This window comes from Mucilaginibacter sp. P5_A6 (genome assembly GCF_056400585.1).
Genome location: NZ_JBFUKZ010000015.1, coordinates 1 through 24542, shown reverse-complemented (window position 1 = coordinate 24542; position 24542 = coordinate 1). Strand labels below are relative to the sequence as shown.

Sequence of the window (24542 nt, the reverse complement as noted above, 5' to 3'; positions counted from 1 at the left end):
TATCAAAAATACGAAATTATTAAAAGGTTTGATTCTAACTTCAATACTTTCTTCCCGGCCTCAATCGCGCATAGTGCCGCTTATTGGGTACCGTCCTGGTAATCGCCAACCACCACATGTGTCCGATACACAGGCCTTTTCGTTAAAGTGTTGGGAAATGACACGATACTGTCAGGACCAAACTTACGAAGTTTTCAAAACTTCGTAAGTTTTTACGCGATTAGACAACAGGTAGGACGGAAACAATTCCCTTGCTCTGTAAAGCGGAAATTAAGACGAATCTACATGACCAATCTGCATGTGTGGAGATTGCTTCGTGCCTCGCAATGACACGGTTGGAAACTGATTTTGAGGTTAATTTGATCATACTGAATGATTAAAGATATTGTTATTGCTTTTTTGTTTCGTAATTTGGTTGCCCAAAGGCTTATCAGGGTGAGGTGGTTGCATTTAGCATAAAATTTGATAAAAAGATAAAGGAATCTATATGAAATTTAAAAAAACACCAGTTCGAACTTGTCTCGATAAGTTTCTTTTAATAACAGTAACTGCCCTCTGTATGTTAACTGTATTGGCGCAAGCACAGGTTGCGTCAAAGAAAAAGCGTGTGGGCGGGCAGCCCAACATTGTTTTTATTATGAGCGATGACCATTCGTATCAAACCATAAGTGCTTATGGTGGGGCGGTTTCTAAACTTGCACCTACGCCTAATATTGATAAAATTGCGAGCGGGGGCATCATCTACCGTAAGGCATTTGTTGAAAATTCTCTTTGTACGCCAAGCAGGGCATGCCTCATGACCGGTCTTTATAGTCACCAAAATGGCCAGCGCCAGCTTGCCGAGGGAATAGATAGCACAAAGGTATTTTTTAGCGAGTTGTTACAGCATGCGGGTTATCAAACGGCGATTGTCGGAAAATGGCATATGTCGATAGATCCAAAGGGATTTGACTATTACCATATCCTGGATGACCAGGGCAAATACTATAACCCAACATTTAAAGGGCCCGAAACCGGGAACAAATTTATCCAGGAACAAGGCTATGCCACCGATCTGATTACTGAACATGCCCTTGATTTTTTGAAAAAACGTGATAAAAATAAACCTTTTTGCCTATTGGTACACCACAAGGCACCTCATCGCAACTGGATGCCCGATGGAAAATATCTTGATTTGTACAACGATGTAAATTTCCCCGTACCCGAAACATTCTTTGATGATTATAAGTCGAGGTGCGAAGCGGCCAAAACTCAAAAAATGTCAATCAGCAATGATATGGAACTGGTTCAGGATTTGAAGTTAGAAGAGCTGAAAAATGATTTGGTAACTCCTTATGATAAGCTTTCCTATACATTTTTGATGAGCGAGCTTGGCAGGCTAACACCTGAGCAAAGGGCTGTGTGGGATAAGCATTACAAGCTAAGGAACCAGCAATTTATTAATGCGAAGCTGACAGGAAAGGAACTTGCACTTTGGAAGTACCAACAGTTTTTAAAGGATTACCTGCGGTGTATCAAATCGGTAGATGATGGGGTGGGCGAAATTCTGAAATATTTGAAGGATAATGGCCTGGAGGATAATACCATGGTTGTTTATACCTCAGACCAGGGATTTTATATGGGCGAGCATAACTGGTTTGATAAGCGGTTTATGTACGAAGAATCTTTCCGGACACCCTTATTAATAAGGTATCCAAAAGCGATTAAGCCCGGAATTCAAAGCGATGCCCTGGTACAAAACATTGATTATGCACCAACATTTTTGTCGCTTGCAGGACTTAAAAAGCCACAGGAGATGAGCGGAAACTCGCTTGAAGCAACATTTAAGGGGGCCAAACCAAAGGGCTGGCGTAATGATCTGTATTATCATTACTATGATTATCCTGCATTTCATATGGTACGCAAACATGATGGGGTACGCACCGAACGATATAAATTAATTCATTTCTACGGCAAGGGTGGTATGAGGGGAGCAACCACAAGGTACCAGACAACTCCCGGCTTCAGGGAATATAATGTTCTTAAACTAATCAACAACGCGGGCTATGTAACCAACGATGATGATATTGATTGTAACGAACTTTACGATTTAAAGACCGATCCGCAGGAACTTCATAATCTTTTTGGTAAACCCGGCTATGAAAAACTTACCGACAATCTTCAAAAGCGACTTGATAACTACCGAAAAAAATTGAAAGTACCAACTGATGAATTTTAATACAATAGCCTCGTTAGTGTAAGTACTGGGAACCTCTTAGCCGTCATTGCGAGGAACGAAGCAATCCCCGATTTACAGAGTAGCTGTGCAAATCCGATCTGTATTTTGGGGATTGCTTCGTCGTACCTCCTTATAATGACGTGTTTGCAAGTGGTTGATTATCAATACATATAAAGAAACTTCTCGTTGTGAGAGAATGATTATTAAAAAAGGGCTGTCATGCTGAGCCTGTCGAAGCATAGTGGGTGAAGGCCTCTGCGCGCGACCCTTCGACAGGCTCAGGGTGACAGGCTAACTACTTGCATAAGTAAACATGTCATCCCCATTTTTTCCAGGATTATCCTGTTACCTCCTCGCAATGATGATCACGAGGTGGTTGTGGTATTCATACATGTCATTACTGTTTTTTCCAACTCGGCTGGTCGGTACTCGTATGACGGTGGGTGAGGTAATCTGGTAACACGAAAAAACCAGACTTGTGAAGTAGCTCTGTACAGTGTGGGATTGCTTCGTGCCTCGCAATGACGTGGTTTTAAACTGATAATCAGGAATTTATTTGCTTCTCAATCCCTTAAATCGTGTTATTATTTCGCAGTCACCTCATGCAATCCGCATTCTTTTTTGGATTGATCTTCCCACCACCAGCGGCCGGCGCGGAAATCTTCGCCTTCGGCTACGGCGCGTGTACAAGGCATGCAGCCAATACTCGGGAAGCCTTTATCGTGCAGGGAATTGTAAGGAATATTGTATTGTTTGATATAGGCTTTTACATCATCAAGGGTCCAATGAAAAATAGGGTGGTACTTTGCCAATTGGTTTTGTTCATCCCATTCCACATCGTGCATATCATGCCGGTTAACAGATTGATCGGCACGGATACCGGTGATCCATAGCTTGTTGCCCTTTAAAGCGCGTTTAAGCGGTTCTATTTTACGGATGCCGCAGCATTCTTTCCTATTCTCTACCGATTCATAAAAGCTGTTGGGGCCCTTGGCATTTACCATCTGCTCCAGCAGTTCGTGGTTAGGGTAATAGGCATGGATGGGTTGTTTATACCTGTCCATAGTGGCGCTCCAAACAGAATAGGTTTCGCGGAAAAGCCTGCCGGTTTCTAAAGTAAAAACTTTGATGGGGAGCTTATTGGCAAAGATCATGTGACTGATCACCTGGTCTTCCCATCCAAAACTGGTTGAAAAAACTATCTCACCGGGATACAGGTCGGCCAGTTTGGCAAGAGCCTCAACGGGTCCGACGCCTGTGGTAATATCTGTTAATTGTTCAACTACCTGGTTCATATTATATAACCTTTAAAACAAAGGAAACAATTGATTTAATGCTCACCAATATTACAATGATACCTACTGATACCATGATAGTTTTGGTGGAGATTTTGTTAGAGATTTTTGCCGCTATAGGCGATGCTAAAGCGCTGCCCAATATTAAACCGGCTACAGCCTGCCAATGATCGCTGCTTACCATAGCGATGAAGGTGATAGACCCCATCAAAGCGACAAAAAAGCGTGATAATTTTACGGTACCTAAGGAAAATATAGGGCTGCGGCCACCTGCAATAAGGGTAGATAATACGATAGAACCCCAGCCGCCACCGCCAACAGCATCAATAAAACCGCCGCCTAAACCTAATAACGAAATACGTTTTACCTTATCTGCCGATTTTTTTTGCTTTACCTTAAATGCTTTTGATAATATTACAGCGCCCAAAGTCAATGTATATAAGGATACCACGGGCTTGGTATACATACTGTAATGCTCCAGTGACGATAACAGGTAAGCTCCTGTAACAGCACCGATAATGCCCGGTATTACCAGTAATTTAAACAGTTTCCAATTGATATTGCCCATGCGGTAATGCATCCAGCCCGCTATACCACAACTCAGGATCTCGGACAGGTGAACACCCATACTTGCCGAAGCAGGAGGGATGCCCATTGAAAGGGAAAAGGTGGTAGAAGTAACACCATATGACATACCGATGGCGCCATCTATCATTGCGAATAAAAACCCGGCTCCTAAAAAATAATAGAACTGTGGGTTAACACCCTCTAAAAATGTTTTAAATGCGGGCTCCCTGAAATACAGGGCGGTTATAACTATAGCTATTGAAAGAATAATGGTTGACCATATCAGCCAGATAAAATTCTTGATCACTATCGACTTAGGCTCAACCAGTACCGACGTTACGCTGTTCAGTTTTTTAACCTTGGCAGCAAAATCTCCGCTGAGGGTTTCCCTTAAAGCACTCATTTGCTGCAGGGTGGCATCCAGTTCATCGGGCAGGCTTTCATTTAAAACCTCTTTTAAGCGTTTGGCTACCGTTGGCGATTTACCATTGGTAGATATAGCCAGCTTCAAATCACCTTTTTGTACTATTGATCCTAAATAGAAATCGCAAAGTTCGGGCTTGTCGGCTACATTGATGAGCAATTTGCGGTCATGTGCAGCCTGGCGAACATAGTTGTTAAGCTCGCTGTCATTAGTAGCGGCAATAACTACTTCGGCGGTGTTCAGGTCATCATCAGTAAATGATTTCTGTATAATGTTTAAACCTTCATTTTCTGCGGCAAGGCTGTGTATCTCTGGCAAAAATGTCTTTGATATTATGGTTACCTTGGCATAATTGCTATTATTTAAAATAGCAGTAAGTTTTTCCAGGCCCACATTACCGCCGCCTATCAATACCGTATGCAGGTTATTCAACTTCAAAAAAACCGGGAACAACTGGTTGCCGCCGATTTCTTCGTGCTCAATTTTTGTTAAACTTTTATCTTTCGGCAACAATGTCATAAACCTCTTTGATCAACTGAAACTTTGGATGCAGCGAAACTACTTCGCCCAAAACTATGATAGCCGGCGAACCGATCTTATGCTCTTTTACTACCTCAACAATACTCTCCACGGTGCCTATGGCAACATTTTCATCTACCGTTGTACCACTTTGGATAACCGCTACAGGCATCTTGCCCTTACCTTCGCCTTTAAATATTTCGGTAATCGCAGCTAATTTATTAATCCCCATCAATACAACTACGGTAGCCCTGCTACGGGCTGCATCATACAGATCGGGTGATATTTCACCGGTTGAAATGGTGCCGGTAACTACCCAGAAACTTTCGCTTAAACCGCGGTGGGTCACCGGGATGTTTTGCAGCTCGGCAACAGCTATCGAACTTGAGATGCCAGGGATAACCGATGCCGGAATATTAAACGATGCCGCGAAATCCAGTTCCTCAAATCCTCGACCGAACACAAACGGATCGCCGCCTTTTAACCTTACCACATGGCCGTAATTGATAGCATAATCAACCATCAGTTTATTTACAGCCTCCTGGGAGTAGGTATGGTCGCCGGAGCGTTTGCCAACATACACCCTTGTTGCAGTTTCGGGGGCATAGTTAAGTAATTCTTCATTCACCAAAGCATCGTACAAAACAACATCGGCTGTTTTTAACGCTTTAATAGCTTTAACAGTGATCAGATCGGCATCACCCGGACCTGCACCCACTAAAGTTATTTGCGGTTCTTTTATTTTATCACTCATTATTGTACCAATGCCTCTCTGAAAGCTTTACTTTTCCCTAAAAATTCTGTTGCCTGGGCTAAATATGCAGCGGCAAATTCGGCTGAGGGCTCATGCTGGTTAATCTGCAATACAAGGTCGTTAAACGAACCTTGCAGTTCAAACTCGCCTGTAGCAACATATTGCGCATCAAATTCCTTAATAATGGTAGCCTGTGTGCTGCCGTTTATGCCTTTATCAAGCAACAACGCTTTGGCCGAACTGATGAATACATTGTAAGAATGATAAATGGCATCAGACCAGGCACCTTCTTTAAATGAGCCATTAGCCCAACCCATTTTTTCTTCCGATTCAAACAGCAGGGTAGCAACAAGATCAATCACAACACCGGCGCATTCGCCAACGCCAATTGCCGAAACATAAGTTTCCTGGTGGCCCCAATCAATAAATTCATCATCGGTAAGGGTGGTTAAATCGGCAAGAGGCTTTAACATCCGGTAAAAATAATCTTTACCCTGCCTGTCGTAATAGGCATGGAAAGTTTCACCTTCCGGCGAAAACTCTTTATAATCATTCAACACCATTCTTAAAACATCTGTAGCTCTTTTTGATGGTACTTTGATCACCCTTTCGGCTGCACGGCCAACGCCATCGCCAACAGTACCACCACCCAGCATCACCTGTACCGAAGGTAATACCTTTGTACCGGCTTTAAGCGAGCTGCCATGGAAACCAATATGAGCCAAACCATGCTGACCGCAAGAGTTCATACAACCGCTTATTTTTATTTTGATCTCGCGGTTATAAATCAGGTCTTCGTATTCGTTATAAATCAGGTCTTCCAGTACGCGTGCCATGGTCATGCTGTTGCTGATACCCAGGTTACAGGTATCGGTACCGGGGCAGGTGGTTACATCGGCCACGGTATCAAAGCCAGGTGCGGCAAGTTCAAGTTTAGCCAGGCCTTCATATAGTGCAGGCAAGGCATCTTTACGTACAAATTTTAATAATAAGCCCTGGTTTTGCGTAATACGGATCTCGTTGGCCACCAGCGGCTCTAAAACTTTAACCAGTTGGCGGGCGGTATCAGATGGGATATCACCAACCGGAACTTTAATATATACGCCATAAAAACCTTTTTGCTTTTGTTCAAAAACGTTTGTAGCCAGCCATTGCTCATAGCGGAAAGGGTTGCTGATGCTAACTTCCGCATAAGTTGTTTCTGCCGGAAGCTTCGGTAAAGTGATAGTATCACGGTTGATAGGATAGCTTTTTACCTTTATAGCAGTCCTTTCAATTTTAGCAAGGCGTAAAACCTCGTCCAGGCCTATTTTTTGAATAAGATATTTCATGCGGGCCTTGTTGCGGTTATTGCGTTCGCCATAACGGTCAAACACCCGGATGATAGCCTCAATATATGGGATCAGCTGATCCTCTGGTAAAAACTCTTCAACTATGCTGGCCAATATAGGCTGTGCGCCTAAACCGCCACCTAACAGGATTTTAAAACCACGTTCGCCGCTGGCATTTACCTTTGGTATAGCGCCAATATCATGAACATAAGAAAAAGCGGTATCCGCATCGCTTGATGAAAACGAGATCTTAAATTTGCGACCCATTTCCTGGCATACCGGGTTACGCAAAAAATACTCAAAAGTAGCATGTGCGTAAGGCGAAACATCAAACGGCTCCAGTGGATCTATACCGGCTGTAGGGGAGGCGGTTACGTTTCTAACTGTATTTCCGCAGGCTTCGCGCAGGGTAATATCATCCTGCTCAAGCCTGGCCCAAAGTTCGGGCGTGCGGTCAAGACTTACATAATGAATCTGGATATCCTGGCGGGTGGTAAGGTGCAGGTTGCGGCTTCCGTACTCGTCAGATATATCGGCAATTTTTAGCAGCTGCTTAAACGTAACTTTTCCGAATGGCAATTTAATGCGTACCATTTGCACACCCGGCTGGCGCTGGCCATAAACGCCACGTGCCAAACGGAGGCTCCTGAATTTTTCGTCATGTATTTTACCTTCGCGAAAAGCCCTGATCTTTTTTTCCAGGTCAATAATATCCTGCTCAACTATCGGGTTCTCCAGTTCTGTTCTGAAGCTCTGCATATCTTATGTTTTAATCAATTATAAAAAAAGCCCCTTTGGCTTAGGCTAAAGAGGCGTATGTTGGTTAATACTAATTATAGCCGTGTCTTACCGCCGCTTAAACAGCAATACATCCGCATGTAAATAATTGTATTAATAGAATTCATTATGTTTTATTTACCAAATATATACATAGTATAGGGAATTGGTAGAATTTAATTTAAAAAAAACTGCTATTTGACAGTTTTATGAGATTATATATTGATGAGTGTTTGCTCGCGCGATATGATATCGGCAATGCTGGTTTCGCTCAGGATCTTCAAAGTAGCGTCTCTTACATCAACAAAAACATCCCTGATACCGCAGGTGGTTTCCTGGTGGCATTCATCGCATTTATGGTAAAAATTTAAGCTGGCGCAAGGCACCATGGCAATAGGGCCATCGGTTATACGCATAATGCTTACCAAAAATATTTCTTTGGGATCGCGGTTTAGGCTGTAGCCGCCGCCTGCACCTTTTTTACTATACAGGAAACCCGCGTTGCGAAGATCGAGCAGTATCTGCTCAAGAAACTTTTTGGGGATACGTTCGGCCTCGGCGATTCTGGAAATTTGCATTGGTGGCTGATCCATGTTTTTGCCCAGGATCACCAATGCTTTAATTGCGTACTTGGTTTTTTTGGAAAGCATTTTCTAAAATAAAACTCACAAAGTTAAACAATATTAAATAAAAATATCCAGTAATACTATAGAGTACAACGATACTATATTATTTACCTTTTTAATGATTTAAAATTAACAATTATTTGAAAACCTATGAAATCACGGCTCTTTTATATTGAAAAATCGGGGCTTTTTATGTTTTATTTGCTTTTAATGATAGTAAAACGAATAATTGTAATTAAAAATGATAAACAATTGGAKTTTTTATTKATAAAATGCTATTTTTTATCTGAATGACCAAGGCTTTTTTCGGGATTAACCTTATCTCTTACCAATTGTTTTAATTCTTTTATTTCCGGGAATCGGCCCTCTCTTTTTCTATCAAATAAAACAAAATCGTCTACACTGATGGTATACCTGCCGCTTACCTCGCTGGGGTGCAGGGTTACACCATATATATCATCTGTAAAGGTGGTAAGCAATTCCTGGGCCATATAGGCGGCCCGCATCATCCAGTTACACTTTGGACAATATTCAATAGTGATGGTTGGTTTCATTTTATTAATGAATTATTTTCAACTATAAATCGCTCCTCATCGTGTGTACTTAAAACAGTGATAGCGTCACCAACAGCTACAGTACCCGTACCCTTATGGATCAGATTTTGCCCGAAAAGTATTTTATTGTTCTTAAACCTGTATTTAGCCAACGTTTTTAATGGCTCTTTGGCTTTTATGCCTGTTTGCTGATCAATGGTGGTCATGATACAGCGGGCACACAATTTGGCGCCATAAAAACTAATACCGGCAATATCCAGGTGGTTCATCAGGTCTTCTTCAAAAGGCTGCCCGCCGACGAAAACAATGTTAGGGCGGAACCTATTCATAGGCAAAGCATCCGTCAGGCGGGCGTTCAGCTCATTTAACGAAGCCTGGCCTATTAGCAGGAAAGGGTAGGCATCAGCAAAAGAGGCAATGATACCTGGGGGCGCATAGTGTTGATCAACCTCGCGTTCAGTTTCATCGGGCATAAAAACCAGCCTGCATTTTAAACCCAAAACCCTGGTAAACCATTCATCAAACTCGTCGCCAACATACACCCCTGTACAGGTATCGTCCCAGATCACTACATTGTGTTTGGTTTGCTCCTGGTATCCAAAAGGTATTTTAACAGAACCATTTAAATGGTGACTAACCAATAAACCATCTTCTTCAATCTGCACCTTTACCAGGGCCATCTGTGCGTGCACCCGCTGGGTAATAAAGCGGTTTTGTTCGTCAACCAGCATCCAGCGCCTGTCGTACTTAAAGCCGCGCGAGGTAACTTCGGCTTTGGTAACAGCTACTCCGCCTAATGATTTAATGGGATATATATACAGTTCGCTTATCTGGAGCATAAAGGTTGATGGTGATGAGGTAAAAATAAGAAAAATTGTGCTGAAAGTATAGCGCTTGCCAGGTAACGCATGGAAATCGCTGTTAAAATATTTAGAGGGTCAAACGCCAGAAAAATCTATTAAATGAAATTGTTTGGTACAGCATATTGGCAAATAGCGATGGGTTTGAAACCCATCGCTATAGTGAAAGTTTTAGGAGGCCCGGCTGGGACTTAAATACAATTCAGCAAAGTATTAACGCATTTGTCGTGCCTGGTAACGGCTCATCGATTAACATTATTCAATTTTATCAAATTGAATAATCCTGTAAATCCGGCCCTTTCCTTAAATCGTGTAAAAACATAGTTACACAGAAACCCTCCTTCACAATCGATTGCAGTTTTATTTTTAAATGATTGCTTTAGTTAATTTTAATTGATAATATTGTTTTATCCAATTGAAAAACCATTTCTTAATTTACTCACAACCAATTAGTGAAATTATGCCATTAAACAATGTAAGCGGCAATGCCAAAGCCGGAAACACCTACGACGCTATTGTTATCGGCTCGGGAATCAGCGGTGGCTGGGCGGCTAAGGAATTAACCGGAAGAGGCTTAAAAACCATCATGCTTGAGCGTGGAAGAAAGTTTGAACACATTAAAGATTATAAAACCGCAGGTAAAGATCCCTGGGACTTTGAACACCGTGGTGCTGTAACACAGGAGCAACGTAAAGCAAGGCCTGTAATATCACGCAACTGGGGCGCACAGGAAGCTATTATGGACTATTGGGTAAATGAGCAGGAGGCGCCCTACCACGAAGTTAAACCTTTTAACTGGTGGCGATCATACCAGATGGGTGGTCGGTCTATTTTATGGGGCAGGCAAAGCTACCGCTGGAGTGATTTTGATTTTGAAGCAAACGCTAAAGACGGATGGGCGATTGACTGGCCTATCAGGTACAAGGACCTGGCTCCGTGGTATGACCATGTAGAAAAGTTTGCCGGCATCAGTGGGTCGTTGGAAGGGCTTCCCCAATTGCCGGATGGACATTTCCTGCCACCTATGGACCTGAACTGGGTTGAGAAAGATGTGGCCGAACGGATTAAAAAGAATTACGGCGGTACAAGGCATATGATTATTGGCCGTACAGCAAACCTTACAGCGGCCATACCTGGCCGTACTAAATGCGAATTCAGGAACAGGTGCTGGGAGGGATGCCCCTTTGGCGGATATTTCAGTACGCAATCATCAACTCTGCCTGCAGCTTTGGCAACGGGGAATTTAACCGTAAGGCCTTATTCAATAGTTACTAAAATTATTTATGATAAGGATACCAAAAAAGCTACCGGGGTAGAAGTGCTTGATGCCGAAACCAACCAGACCTATGAGTTTCATGCTAAAATTGTATTTGTAAACGCATCGGCATTAAACAGTGCCTGGGTGCTCATGAACTCGGCTACCGACATCTGGCCTGATGGTTTGGGCAGCAGCAGCGGCGAACTGGGGCATAATATCATGGATCACCATTATAACCTGGGTGCATCCGGCACGGTAGAGGGCTTTGAGGATAAATATTACTACGGTCGCCGCGCCAATGGTATTTATGTGGTACGTTTTGCCAATTTATTTGGCGATAAACGCGATTACCTGCGTGGCTTTGGTTACCAGGGAGCAGCAAGCCGTACCGGGTGGAGCCGTGAAATAGCCGAAATGAATATTGGCGCACAATATAAGGATGCTATATGCGAACCAGGTGACTGGCAGATAGGCATCGGTGGTTTTGGCGAACTGTTGCCTTATCACGACAACAAGATCACCCTTGATAAAAGCCGCAAAGACAAATGGGGCCTGCCAATTTTATCTATGGATGCCGTGATCAGGGAGAACGAAAAAAAGATGCGTATCGACATTGTTAAAGAGGCCAAAGCAATGCTGGAAAGTGCCGGTGTTAAAAATGTTAAAACGCACGATAGGGGGCATAACGTAGGCGATGGCATCCACGAAATGGGTACCGCCCGTATGGGCCGCGACCCTAAAACCTCGGTACTTAATGAACATAACCAGGTATGGGATGCCAAAAATGTTTTTGTTACCGATGGCGCAGCCATGACCTCATCGGCATGCCAAAACCCATCGTTAACCTATATGGCATTAACCGCCCGCGCAGCAAATTTTGCTGCCGATGAGCTGAAGAAGGGGAATTTGTAATTTTCAATTTGAAGATGAGTATTCGAATTTTCATTTACAAACGGTCTTGATACTAACTACTTGATACTTAAACATGAAAAAACTAACTATTATTTGCTTACTAATAGGCACATCCATTATTAATGCAGCAGCCAAAACCAAGGTATTGGTTTTCTGTAAAACAGCCGGTTTTCACCATAATTCTATTGCGGTAGGTGTGCCTGCAATTATGAAATTAGGAGCCGAGAATGGTTTTGATGTGGATAGCACTACCAACTCCGAAAAATTTACAACTGCCAACCTGAAGCAATACGCGGCCGTAATATTTTTAAGCACTACCGGTGATGTATTAAATGATACGCAGCAAGCGGCATTTGAACAATACATTAAAGCGGGTGGCGGCTTTGTAGGCGTACATGCCGCTACTGATACGGAATATGACTGGCCATGGTACGGGAAACTGGTGGGCGCATATTTTAAAAGCCACCCCAAGCAACAAGACGCTGTTCTGCATGTGGTTGACCGTAATTTTATTGCCACCAAACATTTGCCCGCAGACTGGAAACGTTGGGACGAATGGTATAACTACAAATGGATAGGTGATGACCTGCATGTACTGATCAAAATAGATGAAAAAAGTTATACCGGCGGCGAAAACGGCGATAATCACCCCATGAGCTGGTACCACAGCTTTGACGGCGGCAGGGCATTTTATACCGAATTAGGACATACAGATGAATCATATGCCGATCCGTTATACCTGAAACATTTGTTGGGTGGGATTGAGTACGTGATAGGGAAGAAGTAGTTGTCTGAACGGGAATTTAAAAACAGACCGTCATTGCGAGGTACGAAGCAATCCCAAACTATGCAGATCGGTTTGCATAGCTACTCGGTAAGTCGGGGATTGCTTCGTGCCTCGCAATGACGATTAAGAGGGTTGCGTGTAAAAAAGCATACTGATAATCAATAATTTATAATGATGCGTGATATGTACTTCAATAAAACTACATTAAAATACCGGCGATTGTTGCCGACAGATAGGAGGCCAGCGTTCCGCAGATTAATGCCTTAACACCCAATTTGGCAAGGTCGGCACGCCTTTCGGGGGCAAGCTCACCAATACCACCAACCTGTATGGCTATGGAGCTAAAATTGGCAAATCCGCAAAGTGCAAAGCTTGTGATCACCAATGTTTTGGGATCCATAGTCCCCTTCACTTTAACAAGGTCGAGGTAGGCCACAAACTCGTTCAGTACCATTTTGGTGCCCATTAATGAGCCGGCTAACTTTATATCTTTATGAGGTACGCCCATAGCCCATGCAAAAATGGAAAATACAGCGCCTAAGATCTGTTTCAGACTAAGCGTTTTAAGATCGATATTGATAAAATCCAAACCCATATGCAGGTGGGTGGCCAAAAAGAAACCTGTTTTGCCCAATACATAATCCAACAGGCCTATAATAGCTATAAAGCCAATCAGCATCGCTATTACGTTTAAACCTATCTTTAAGCCATCACTTGCTCCGTGCGATATAGCGCCAACCAGGTTGGCGTCAGTTTTTTTAACTTCGAGAGATACGCTTCCTTTGGTCTCGGATACTTCAGTCTCCGGCCATACAATCTTAGAGATCACCAGGGCTCCCGGAGCAGCCATGATACTTGCAGCCAGCAGGTATTCTGCTGGTACGCCCAAAGCGATATAGGTTGCCATTACACCACCCGCTATACAGGCCATACTGCCTGTCATAGATGCCAAAAGCTCAGACATGGTCATGTGCTTCAGATACGGCTTGATCATGATCTGCGCTTCAACCTGCCCAACAAACGCGCTTCCTACGTTTGATACTGCCTCGGCGCCACTTACCCCCATTAATTTATAAACTACCCATGCAAAACCTTTTACAACCCGTTGCATAATACCAAGGTGGTATAGTATGCTGATTAATACCGCCACAAAAACGATAGTTGGTATCACCCTGAAAAAAAATATAAAGCTATACTGGGCGCCTAAAACCCGGGTAAGCTGGGCATCTTTATTGGCAACAATACCAAAAACAAATTCGGCGCCCTGGTCTGAGAATGAGAGGATCTTTTTTACCCCTTCGGCTAAAAATCCAAAACTTTCTTTACCAATATCTGTCTTTAATATGAAGAGCGCTAAGCAAAGCTGAACAGCTAAGCCCGATAACACCACCCGGTAATTAATGGCCTTGCGGTTGTTTGACATTAAAAAAGCGATCCCGAAGATCAGTGCGATACCTATGAACCCGGTATATCTTTCCATGCAATAGTTATAGTAAATTAATCAGGGCTTAAATTATTAAAAAGATATGAGATTTGAGATATGAGATTTGAGATTCACGCGGGTACCTTTCAGAAAAGTTCAAATATCAAAAATGTGAGATTTTAACAGGCATTGCGGCCTCAAATCTCACATCTAATATCTCAAATCTAAATTAAGAGGCCTTACGTTTATTCAGCTCGTCGCGGATTTTGGCTGCTTTCTCGTATGATTCTTCGGCAAGGGCCTCCTGTAGTTTTGTTTTTAGTTCATCAATGCTTAGCGATGCAAAACCGCTGCCTACCGCTGTGCCTACTGATTTTTCTTCCTGGCTTTCATTGATGTTTTCGAGGTAAACAAAGTCGTTGCCCTCAATAACGATACCTGCGGTTGACAGTATAAATTCATAGGTAAAAATAGGACAATCAAACCTCACAGCTACTGCTATGGCATCTGATGTGCGGGCATCAATCTCAACCGAGCGTTTGCCATCGCTGCAGATCAGCTTTGAATAAAAGATCCCATCCACCAGGTTATAAATAATAATTTCCTGAACCTCTATTTGATAGGCCTGCGCAAAGCTCTTAAAAAGATCATGCGTAAGCGGACGGCTCGGGGTCATTTTTTCTATCTCGATAGCGATAGCCTGTGCCTCAAAACTACCAATAATAATAGGTAACCTGCGTCTGCCGCTTACCTCACCCAAAACTAAAGCATAAGCGCCGGATTGCGTTTGGCTATATGATAGACCTACAATATCCAGCTTAATTTTTTTCATGTTGTTACCCATCGCACCTGTTATTTTATGCTGAAGCCTTATACTCTTTAACTGCCGCTATTAATTGGGGCACCACTTCAAATGCATCACCAACTATGCCATAATCTGCCACTTTAAAAAATGGAGCTTCCGGATCTTTATTGATAACCACTATAACTTTTGAAGAACTGATGCCTGCCAGGTGCTGAATGGCTCCTGAAATTCCTATCGCAATATACAAATTTGGACTGACAGCTATGCCGGTTTGTCCAACATGTTCACTATGTGGTCTCCAGCCGGCGTCTGATACCGGTTTTGAGCACGCCGTAGCAGCACCCAATAGGCCGGCAAGCTCTTCAATCATACCCCAGTTTTCGGGGCCCTTAAGCCCCCGGCCAGCCGAAACAACTATCTCGGCATCTGGTAATAAAACTTTATCTGTTGCGCGAACTATTTCTTTAATCATCGCTTTAAAGTCAGATTCTTTTGTTTCAACACTAAAATCCTCCACCTGTGCTGTACCTCCGGTTTCTATAACTTTATAGGAGTTTGGCACCAAAGCAATAACTTTATTGGCTGATGTTAATTCAACCACAGCAAATGCTTTGCCCGAAAATGCAGTTTTCTTTACTGTAAATTTACCACTATTTTGCTCAGGTAATGCAACAACGCCGTCGGCAACTCCGGCTTCCAGCTTTACGCCCAAACGCGGCGCTAAACCACGGCCAGAGAATGTGTTGGATAGTACTACAATATCAGCGCTTTGTTTTTTTGCGGCTTCGGCTATAATTGATGCATAGGCCTGGTTTACAAAGTTTTTGAGTTTATCGCCGGTAACATTTAATACTTTTTCGGCACCGTATTTACCTAAAGAAGCCAGTTCACCAGCCGCTACATTGCCAATTGAAATTGCCACAAGGCTGGTATTATTCTGATCGGCAATAGCCCTGGCGTAGCTTACCGCTTCAAAAGTTGATTTTTTGAACTTTCCGCCGGCATTTTCCGCATATATTAAAACTGACATATATTATGTGTTTTGTAAGGATCGTTTTGAGTTGAATTAAATAACACGTGCTTCGGTATGTAAAAGTTCAACCAGTTTAGCTGTATCGCCGGCTGCAACCAGTTTTACCTGCCCGCGAGGGGTTGGTGTTTCATAACTGATGATCTCTGAAAATGTTTTTACTTCCACAGGTTCAACAACAGTTAAAGGCTTGGTACGTGCCGACATGATGCCACGCATATTAGGGATCTTAGGTTCTGCAACACCTTCAGCTGCACCGGCAACAAAAGGGTAAGGTATAGTCAGGATCTCTTTACCGCCTTCAATTTCACGCTCAACCGTAGCGCTGCTTTCACCTGCATCCAGCTTTTTGATGATGGATACCGATGGAAGATCAAGCAACTCGCCCAGCATACCTGCTACCTTTGATCCGTTATAATCTATAGATTCACGACCTGTCAGGATCAGGTCGAAAGGGTTAGCTTTCACATATTGCGCTATCTGGTAAGCTACATACCAGGCATCATGAGGCTTGGCATTTACACGTACCGCATCGGTAGCGCCAATGGCCAAAGCCTTACGGATGGTAGCCTCTGTGCTTACCTCGCCAACATTTATAACAGTTACTGTACCTTTACCGCCATCCGTTAGTTCAATAGCACGTGCAAGTGCTATCTCATCGTAAGGATTTAATATAAATTGAACACCATTTGTATTAAATTGGGTGTTGTTATCAGTAAAAGTTATTTTTGTGGTGGTATCAGGAACATTACTTATACATACCAGGATTTTCATATCAATAGGTTTTGGCAAATTTAAATAAAAAAGATAGAGTTTAAAATGGAGTTGAGCAGATTAGATAAGCTACTTGAATTTATAAAGAATGAACCCAACGACGAGTTTTTAAAATATGCGCTCGCTACAGAATATCTCCGTCTTAATCAGGCAGATAAGGCATTGAGTTACTATGAAGACCTTGTTAACAATCACCCGGATTATGTTGGCACGTATTACCACTTAGGTAAGCTTTACGAGGCGCTCAACCGCAAGGATGATGCCATAACCACCTACGAAAACGGCATGAAAGTAACAAAAGCCAAACGTGACAACCACGCTTTTTCTGAATTACAAGCTGTTTACAGACAGGCCATGGGGGTTGAGGAGGACGATGATGACTATTGATTTTGTTGATGTTTGATGGTTCACAGTTCATGGTAACTTCATTTGATTTTGAATTTCAATTATCAAATTAGCAGCGAATATTCTTGCTATGAACCATGTACTATTGTGGTGTCAACCTTGAATTGACGTTAGCCTTTAGTCGAAAGTCTTAAGTTCGAAGTCAAAAAAGAGAAAATCTGGCTTATAACTTACGACTTAGTACTGTTGACTTAACACCATCAACCGATGAATCCCATACCCAACTATGACCTGATTAACCCATGAGCATAACCAAGCGACACCTGCTTTTTCTCAGAGATGTTTTAATATACACCTTCACCGCTTTTGGCGGGCCGCAAGCCCATATTGCGGTATTACTGCGTGAGTTTGTACACAAGCGGCGTTACATTACCGAAGAAGAGTTGATGGAGCTGAATGCCCTCTCGCAGGTATTGCCCGGCCCCTCATCAACACAAACGCTGGTAGGCATAGCCTGGAAAGTAGGAGGGCTGCAGCTGGCCTTAATTACCTTTATGATATGGATACTGCCATCGGCGGCTATCATGGGCATGGCTGCCATTAGTTATAAGATGTTTGCCAACCAGGTTAAGTTTAATCATGTTATAAGTTACGTACAGCCCATGGCCGTGGGTATTGTTGCTTACGCTACTTATAGTTTTGCCCATAAATTTTTAAAAACAAGGGTAAGCACTATGCTGGCCATAGGATCACTGATAGCTACGCTTATTTTGCAAAACGCCTACGCATTTCCTTTACTCATTTTGCTGGGGGGGATCATATCATCGGCAATGGAAACTCAGCCCCAGGAAAACGAACTGCGGGTAAAGCTATATTCAAATGTAAACCCCAACAAAGTGGCATACTTTATAGGGATCTTGCTGTTTTTTGCTGCTTTGGGTGCTATAATTAACCAGACATCACCATTTAGTTTACCTATTCGTTTGTTTGAGAATTTTTACCGCAATGGTATACTGATATTTGGTGGCGGGCAGGTAATGGTGCCGCTAATGTATACCGAATTTGTAGAGGTGAAGCATTACCTAAGCAGCTCGGAGTTTCTTTCGGGCTATGCTTTGCAGCAGGCTTTACCCGGTCCAACATTTTCGTTTACTTCCTTTTTGGGAGGCATCACTTTAGGTAACAAGGGCTATGGTATTGGCGGGCAAATCATAGGCAGTATTGTAGCTGTTATAGGTGTTAATACACCCGGACTTATCCTTATTTTGTTTATTGTACCATTTTGGGAAGACCTGAAAAAAATAACCCGTATCAAAAACTCTTTAAACGGTATCAACGCCGTAGCAGTAGGTTTTATGGCTACAGCATTAATATTGTTAGTACGCCCGTTTGGCGGTAACTGGATAGCATATATACTAATGCTTGTTACATTTTTACTGCTTCATTTCACAAAGATAAAAACGCCGCTGATAATTTTGATCGGAGTAGTTTTAGGGTTAGTAATTTGATTTGGGGATTAAATAAGTTACATACATCTGCCCCCATATCTAATTTGCACATCAAAAAACTCCCCCTTCAGGGGGCTGGGGGGCTAAAACGGCGGTTCATCATCAATATCATCCATTCTTGAAGGACGAATAATAAAGTTGCTTTGTTTTTCAAAATCCTGCGATGGTGCAAGGCCTGAGAAAGCACTACCTGAGGCAGGAGGGAAGCCGTCCATACCTTCTTCAAGGTTTGTGAACTTCACGTATTTACCAACAAATTTTAGTCTTACCGTGCCGGTTTCACCGTTACGGTGTTTGGCTATAATTACCTCGCCTACACCTTGTGTGGGGTTACCGTCTTCGTCTTCAGTTAAGCCATAATATTCCGGGCGGTAAAGGAATAATACCATATCCGCATCCTGCTCAATTGAACCCGACTCACGCAAATCTGATAGCATTGGTCTTTTAGAGTTACCCGGCCTGGTTTCAACCGCACGGCTTAACTGCGACAGTGCGATTACCGGTACGTTTAATTCTTTGGCTACAGATTTGAGTGCACGCGATATACTACCAATTTCCTGTTCGCGGTTGCCACCACCTTTACCCTCGCTTTTACCATGCATTAACTGTAAGTAGTCAATGATGATTAGCTGGATATCGTGCTGGGATTTTAAACGGCGGCATTTAGCCCTGAATTCAAATATATTTAAAGCCGGGGTGTCGTCGATAATTAAAGTAGCTTGTTCCAAACGGCCAATTTTGGAGTGAATCTGCTGCCATTCCCATTCCTCTAAAGTTCCTTTACGGATCTTTTCCTGCTCAATTTCGGTTTCGCCGGATATTAAACGGTTAACCAACTGAACGGATGACATCTCGAGCGAGAAAACTACAGTTGGCTTGTCAAAATCGACGGCGGCATTACGGGCGCAACTTAACACAAAAGCCGTTTTACCCATCGCCGGACGTGCAGCGATGATCACCAGGTCGGATTTTTGCCAGCCGGAGGTCATGCGGTCAAGATTGGTGAAGCCGGATGCCACACCTGTTAAGCCGTCCTTTTTATCTTTAAGAGCTTCAATGTCTTTTAATGCCTCGTGCACCAGGTCGTCCATTTTACGGGCGTCACGGCGTAGGTTATTCTGGGCTATTTCAAAAAGGTTTTTTTCGGCTTTGTCCAACAGGTCCAATACGTCGGATGTATCTTCATAAGCGCTTTGGATCACCTCTGTTGAGATCCGGATCAATTCGCGCTGGATAAATTTTTGAATGATGATACGGGAGTGAAACTCAATATTGGCTGCGGACGCAACACGGCTGGTGAGTTCGGTGATATAATAAGCTCCGCCTATCATCTCCAGTTCGCCAAGCTTGCGTAGCTCTGCGGTTACAGTGAGTATATCAACCGGCTGCGATTTTTCAAAAAGCAACTTTATGGCCGAGAATATTTTTTGATGATTATCACGGTAAAAAACCTCGGGTTTTAAAACATCGATCACAGATGACAGCGCATCTTTTTCCAGCATCAATGCCCCTAATACCGCCTCCTCAAGATCTGTTGCCTGGGGCGGAAGTTTCCCCAGCCCACTATAAGGAGTTGGGTTAGTTATCCGGCTACGACGTTCGTTGGTGTTGGGCTTGTTATACTGGCTCTCGTTATCAAAACTCATAAGGCAACAAAAATATACAAAAATATTTCAGACCGGAAACTATTCAACTAACATAGTGTATTGAGCTTTTAAACCAATCATTATCAGCTTGATAATTTGAGGTACGAAATTAACATACTATTGTTAATAAAGTGTTGGTATACAATAACAACCTTTGGTTATCAGTATGTTAACCCGGTGTTGATAACGTTTTGGCATGTTAACTATTAAAATTGAACCAAAATGCCAATCGAGTTCAATAACTGCTTAATCAATTAATATAGCTACTTTTGCAAAATAATTCAACAGTAAAAATGACATTTAATTCAAGACCTCAGCGCGAAAGTAATCAAATGGTTTTTGGCATCAGGGCCATTATGGAGGCCATTATTTCGGGCAAAGAAATTGAGGCATTATACATTCAGCGCGGTGCCGGCGGTGGTTTATCTCATGAGTTGAAAACTTTGTTAACCGAATATAACATAACCGCCCAGCAGGTACCGATTGAAAAGCTTAACCGCTTAACGGCAAAAAATCACCAGGGCGCTGTGGCTTTTATTTCACCTATTATTTATCAAAAAATTGAAAATATTATTCCCGAGGTGTTTGAAAAGGGAGAGGTGCCACTTATTCTTGTTTTAGATTCTATAACCGATGTGCGTAACATGGGGGCCATTGCCCGTACCGCAGAGTGTGCCGGTGTGCATGCTATTGTGATACCAGCTAAAGGATCGGCACAGATAAACCCTGACGCTATTAAAACATCGGCAGGTGCATTGTATAAGATCCCTGTTTGTCGCCATGATAATTTTATGCAAACGGTAAGGTTTTTACAGGAATCGGGCCTGCAGCTGGTTTGTTGTACCGAAAAAACCAAAGATGATATTTATGTGCCGGATTATACCGCGCCAACCGCCATTATCATGGGATCCGAAGAGGACGGAATCCGAAACGAGATTATCCGGATCTCAGACTATCTGGCCAAGATCCCCATGTTTGGAGAGATCGAATCGCTTAATGTATCCGTATCTACCGGGGTAATTTTGTATGAGGCGATAAGGCAACGGACGGTAGCTCCCTTAAGGTAGTGCATTTGATGTGCAGATTACAGATGTGCAGATTATAGATTTCAAATGTGCAGATGAAAAAAGGCCCGGTTTCAAAAAAACCGGGCCTTTTTAATTTAATAACTTACAATCATCCATATTTTTACTTAAAATTTGCATATCTGCACATCTGTAATCTGCACATTTGAAATTTGTAATCTGCACACCTAAATATACTTTGCCCCAAACTTACTCTTCACATCAGCTACTACCTGTTTTACATTCTGCTCCTGGTCGCGGGGGCAAATGAGCAGGGTGTTATTGGATTCTACTACGATGAAGTCATGCAGGCCCTTCAGTATCACCAGCTTTTCGCCCGGTACGTTTACCATACAGTTGGATGAATCATACATGATCACCTTCTCCGACGGGATAACAGCGTTGCCTACATAATCCTTTTCGGCAAGGTCATAAATAGAAGCCCAGGTACCTAAGTCGCTCCAGCCAAACTCCGATGGCAGCACATAAACATTATTGGCTTTCTCCATCACCCCATAATCTATCGAGATGTTAATGCAATGCTGGTAAGCTTTATGAACGTACGATTTTTCGTTGTCCGTATTATAGTACGGTTTGGCATCTGTAAATATCTCATGCATCTCGGGCAAATAGGTATCAAACGCTTTTACTATCGCTTTTGCCGACCATACAAAGATACCTGCATTCCATAAAAAGTCGCCGCTCTGGATGAAGGTTTTGGCTATCTCCAGTGTGGGTTTTTCGGTAAAGGTTTTTACTTTATGAAAATCTTCATTAATGGTGTTTTGGGTGTATTGAATATAACCATACCCGGTGTCCGGTCTTGATGGCTTGATGCCCAACGTCACCAGGCAATCATGTGCCGTAGCGGTTTGCAGTGATTTTTCAATGGCGCTTACAAAGGCATCCTCATCCAGGATCTGCTGATCYGAGGGGGCTACTACAATAGCTGCATCRGGGTTCATRCTTTCTATCTTGAAACAGCCGTAAGCCACGCARGGTGCGGTATTACGCATTACMGGCTCGGTTARTATCTGCTGRTCTTCCAGATCCGGAAGCTGGGCTTTTACCAGTTTGGCATAATTTTCATTGGTTACTATGTAAATRTTTTCTTTGGGGCACACTTTCAGGAAGCGTTCGTAGGTGTTTTGTATTAATGTTTTGCCGGTTCCTAATATATCGATAAACTGTTTGGGATGCGAAGCACGGCTTATCGGCCAAAAACGGCTGCCTATTCCGCCTGCCATGATAATGRCATAGTAATTTTTGTTCATGTGTAATTTTAAGAATTTTTATTTGGTTTGCCCGTCGCAAAAATGTAGAATAATCTGTTAATTATACATTAAATGAAACTAAATAATTTGATAACAATTTAAATACAGCAAGTAAGCAAATTGTTTTTCATTTAATAATCATATTAGTTTAAAATTTAAAAGTAAATCCATCGTTTATTCATAAAATTTTGTTACTTTAAACTTTTAAATTGACTTTAGATTATTTAAGATAATGATAGAAACTAAGAAGTCGCTATTCGATAACCTCCAGAACTTTTTTGGATTTGATAACTTTAAGGGGGAACAGGAAGCGATAATAACCAACATTCTGGCTGGTAATGATACTTTCGTAATCATGCCGACGGGTGGTGGTAAATCAATGTGTTACCAATTGCCCGCTTTAATGAGCGATGGCACCGCGATAGTAATTTCACCACTGATCGCTCTGATGAAAAATCAGGTAGATCAGCTAAGGGCCTTTGGCGGCTCAGATAGTATAGCCCACTTTTTAAATTCATCTCTTACAAAAGCAGATATAGGACGCGTTAAGGAAGACGTTTTAGCCGGGAAAACCAAACTATTATATGTGGCCCCGGAATCGTTAACCAAACAGGAAAACATTGATTTTTTGCGCCTTAACCAGGTATCATTTGTGGCAGTTGACGAAGCGCATTGTATTTCGGAATGGGGGCATGATTTCAGGCCCGAATACCGCAAGATCAGGCAGGTGATCAGTAACATTGGTGATAACATACCAATTATTGCGTTAACAGCTACGGCCACACCAAAAGTTCAGCAGGATATTCAGAAAAACCTGCAGATGAACAATGCCACAATCTATAAATCGTCATTTAACCGCTCAAACCTATTTTACGAAGTACGTGCCAAACGGAACGTGATTAAAGAGATTGTAAAGTTTGTAAAGCAAAACCAGGGCAAATCGGGCATCATCTACTGCCTTAGCCGTAAAAAGGTAGAGGAAGTAGCCGAGGCGCTTAACCTTAATGGTGTAAAGGCTTTGCCATACCACGCAGGTTTAGACCCTAAGGTACGTGCCGATACGCAAGACAAATTCCTGATGGAGGATGTAGACGTTATTGTAGCTACTATYGCCTTCGGTATGGGTATTGATAAACCCGATGTAAGGTATGTTATTCACCACGACGTGCCCAAGAGCATGGAAGGTTACTACCAGGAAACCGGCAGGGCCGGCCGTGATGGCGGTGAAGGTGTTTGCGTGGCTTTTTATTCTGAAAAGGATATAGATAAACTTCAAAAGTTTATGAAGGATAAGCCGGTTGCCGAACGCGAGATTGGCACCCAGATTTTAAAGGAAGTAATTGACTATTGCGAATCGTCAGTTTGCCGCCGTAAGCAGTTGCTGCATTATTTTGGTGAGAACTTTAATGAAGCCGGCTGTAATAATATGTGCGATAACTGCTGCGGTCACAAAGAGCATTTTGACGGCGAGGAACACCTGCACAAAGCGCTAAGCCTGATTAAACATATAGGAGAGAAATTTGACGATACCTACATCATTAGTATACTGATGGGTGAGGACAACGCGCAAATAAAGAATTACGAACACGATTTGCTTGACTATTATGGTTCGGGAAAAGAACAGGGTAAAAACCTGTGGAATTCTTTATTAAGGCAGGCGTTGCTGAATAATTATCTTTCAAAAGACATTGATCAGTATGGTTTGCTGCGGTTAACCAAGCTGGGCAATTCCTTTATCGAGAACCCTCACAGTATCCGTTTTGTGATGAACCACATCATTGAGGGCACTGA

20 protein-coding genes are annotated in these 24542 nt (G+C 42.7%); 7 read left to right on the top strand and 13 right to left on the bottom strand.

Annotated features, from left to right (window positions below):
- Positions 1-559: 559 nt before the first annotated feature.
- A complete protein-coding gene (locus AC1DO4_RS16390) occupies positions 560-2218 on the top strand; it encodes a sulfatase family protein (protein WP_477417678.1) in 1659 nt (552 codons plus the stop codon).
- Between the two features lie 584 nt (positions 2219-2802).
- Here the strand turns inward: AC1DO4_RS16390 and AC1DO4_RS16385 are convergent.
- The 7 genes from AC1DO4_RS16385 to AC1DO4_RS16355 form a co-directional block, all read right to left on the bottom strand.
- The gene (locus AC1DO4_RS16385) at positions 2803-3513 is read right to left on the bottom strand and encodes a phosphoadenylyl-sulfate reductase (RefSeq protein WP_477406646.1); all 711 of its coding nucleotides are present in this window, start codon (positions 3511-3513) and stop codon (positions 2803-2805) included.
- A 1-nt stretch (position 3514) separates the two neighbouring features.
- On the bottom strand, positions 3515-5023 hold the full coding sequence (locus AC1DO4_RS16380; RefSeq protein ID WP_477417676.1) for a TSUP family transporter: 1509 nt from the start codon (positions 5021-5023) through the stop codon (positions 3515-3517).
- On the bottom strand, positions 5001-5777 hold the full coding sequence (gene cobA / locus AC1DO4_RS16375; RefSeq protein ID WP_477417674.1) for a uroporphyrinogen-III C-methyltransferase: 777 nt from the start codon (positions 5775-5777) through the stop codon (positions 5001-5003). Before cobA ends, AC1DO4_RS16380 begins: the two co-directional genes overlap by 23 nt.
- Entirely contained in the window at positions 5777-7867 is a 2091-nt protein-coding gene (locus AC1DO4_RS16370) for a nitrite reductase (protein ID WP_477417673.1), read from the bottom strand. Before AC1DO4_RS16370 ends, cobA begins: the two co-directional genes overlap by 1 nt.
- 233 nt (positions 7868-8100) lie before the next feature.
- On the bottom strand, positions 8101-8535 hold the full coding sequence (locus tag AC1DO4_RS16365) for an RrF2 family transcriptional regulator (protein WP_477409312.1): 435 nt from the start codon (positions 8533-8535) through the stop codon (positions 8101-8103).
- A 251-nt stretch (positions 8536-8786) separates the two neighbouring features.
- The gene (locus tag AC1DO4_RS16360; RefSeq protein ID WP_477417671.1) at positions 8787-9065 is read right to left on the bottom strand and encodes an Rdx family protein; all 279 of its coding nucleotides are present in this window, start codon (positions 9063-9065) and stop codon (positions 8787-8789) included.
- Entirely contained in the window at positions 9062-9904 is an 843-nt protein-coding gene (locus AC1DO4_RS16355) for an MOSC domain-containing protein (protein ID WP_477417669.1), read from the bottom strand. Before AC1DO4_RS16355 ends, AC1DO4_RS16360 begins: the two co-directional genes overlap by 4 nt.
- Positions 9905-10385: 481 nt before the next feature.
- Here AC1DO4_RS16355 and AC1DO4_RS16350 point away from each other — a divergent pair, with 481 nt between their 5' ends.
- Together AC1DO4_RS16350 and AC1DO4_RS16345 are read left to right on the top strand one after the other, a co-directional pair.
- Complete coding sequence (locus AC1DO4_RS16350) at positions 10386-12095, top strand: GMC oxidoreductase (protein ID WP_477417667.1); 1710 nt, start codon at positions 10386-10388, stop codon at positions 12093-12095.
- Between the two features lie 73 nt (positions 12096-12168).
- On the top strand, positions 12169-12882 hold the full coding sequence (locus AC1DO4_RS16345) for a ThuA domain-containing protein (protein WP_477417665.1): 714 nt from the start codon (positions 12169-12171) through the stop codon (positions 12880-12882).
- 199 nt (positions 12883-13081) lie between these two features.
- Here AC1DO4_RS16345 and AC1DO4_RS16340 read toward each other — a convergent pair whose 3' ends face one another.
- From AC1DO4_RS16340 to AC1DO4_RS16325, 4 genes are all read right to left on the bottom strand, one after another.
- Complete coding sequence (locus AC1DO4_RS16340) at positions 13082-14362, bottom strand: NupC/NupG family nucleoside CNT transporter (RefSeq protein WP_477417663.1); 1281 nt, start codon at positions 14360-14362, stop codon at positions 13082-13084.
- 172 nt (positions 14363-14534) lie between these two features.
- The gene (locus AC1DO4_RS16335; protein ID WP_477417661.1) at positions 14535-15137 is read right to left on the bottom strand and encodes a bifunctional nuclease family protein; all 603 of its coding nucleotides are present in this window, start codon (positions 15135-15137) and stop codon (positions 14535-14537) included.
- A gap of 25 nt (positions 15138-15162) precedes the next feature.
- Positions 15163-16140 (bottom strand): electron transfer flavoprotein subunit alpha/FixB family protein, encoded by a 978-nt coding sequence (locus AC1DO4_RS16330; protein ID WP_477417659.1) that lies wholly within the window; start codon positions 16138-16140, stop codon positions 15163-15165.
- A 36-nt stretch (positions 16141-16176) separates the two neighbouring features.
- Positions 16177-16914: an electron transfer flavoprotein subunit beta/FixA family protein gene (locus tag AC1DO4_RS16325; protein ID WP_477417657.1), complete on the bottom strand. Its 738-nt coding sequence runs from the start codon at positions 16912-16914 to the stop codon at positions 16177-16179.
- A 45-nt stretch (positions 16915-16959) separates the two neighbouring features.
- Between AC1DO4_RS16325 and AC1DO4_RS16320 the strand changes: the two genes are divergently transcribed.
- Positions 16960-17301 carry a tetratricopeptide repeat protein gene (locus AC1DO4_RS16320; RefSeq protein WP_477417655.1) on the top strand — a complete coding sequence of 114 codons (342 nt, stop codon included), beginning with the start codon at positions 16960-16962 and terminating at the stop codon, positions 17299-17301.
- Between the two features lie 260 nt (positions 17302-17561).
- The gene (chrA, locus tag AC1DO4_RS16315; RefSeq protein WP_477417653.1) at positions 17562-18767 is read left to right on the top strand and encodes a chromate efflux transporter; all 1206 of its coding nucleotides are present in this window, start codon (positions 17562-17564) and stop codon (positions 18765-18767) included.
- An 83-nt stretch (positions 18768-18850) separates the two neighbouring features.
- Here the strand turns inward: chrA and dnaB are convergent, their stop codons facing one another.
- Positions 18851-20413 carry a replicative DNA helicase gene (gene dnaB / locus AC1DO4_RS16310; RefSeq protein WP_477404164.1) on the bottom strand — a complete coding sequence of 521 codons (1563 nt, stop codon included), beginning with the start codon at positions 20411-20413 and terminating at the stop codon, positions 18851-18853.
- A 293-nt stretch (positions 20414-20706) separates the two neighbouring features.
- Between dnaB and rlmB the strand changes: the two genes are divergently transcribed.
- Positions 20707-21480 carry a 23S rRNA (guanosine(2251)-2'-O)-methyltransferase RlmB gene (gene rlmB / locus AC1DO4_RS16305; RefSeq protein WP_477417651.1) on the top strand — a complete coding sequence of 258 codons (774 nt, stop codon included), beginning with the start codon at positions 20707-20709 and terminating at the stop codon, positions 21478-21480.
- 185 nt (positions 21481-21665) lie between these two features.
- Here the strand turns inward: rlmB and AC1DO4_RS16300 are convergent, their stop codons facing one another.
- Positions 21666-22751, bottom strand: a complete 1086-nt coding sequence (locus AC1DO4_RS16300) for a mannose-1-phosphate guanylyltransferase (RefSeq protein WP_477417649.1) — start codon at positions 22749-22751, stop codon at positions 21666-21668.
- A gap of 235 nt (positions 22752-22986) precedes the next feature.
- On the opposite strand from AC1DO4_RS16300, the gene AC1DO4_RS16295 reads away from it, so the two are divergent.
- The coding region (locus AC1DO4_RS16295) for a RecQ family ATP-dependent DNA helicase (RefSeq protein ID WP_477417647.1) at positions 22987-24542 on the top strand (1556 nt) is incomplete at its 3' end.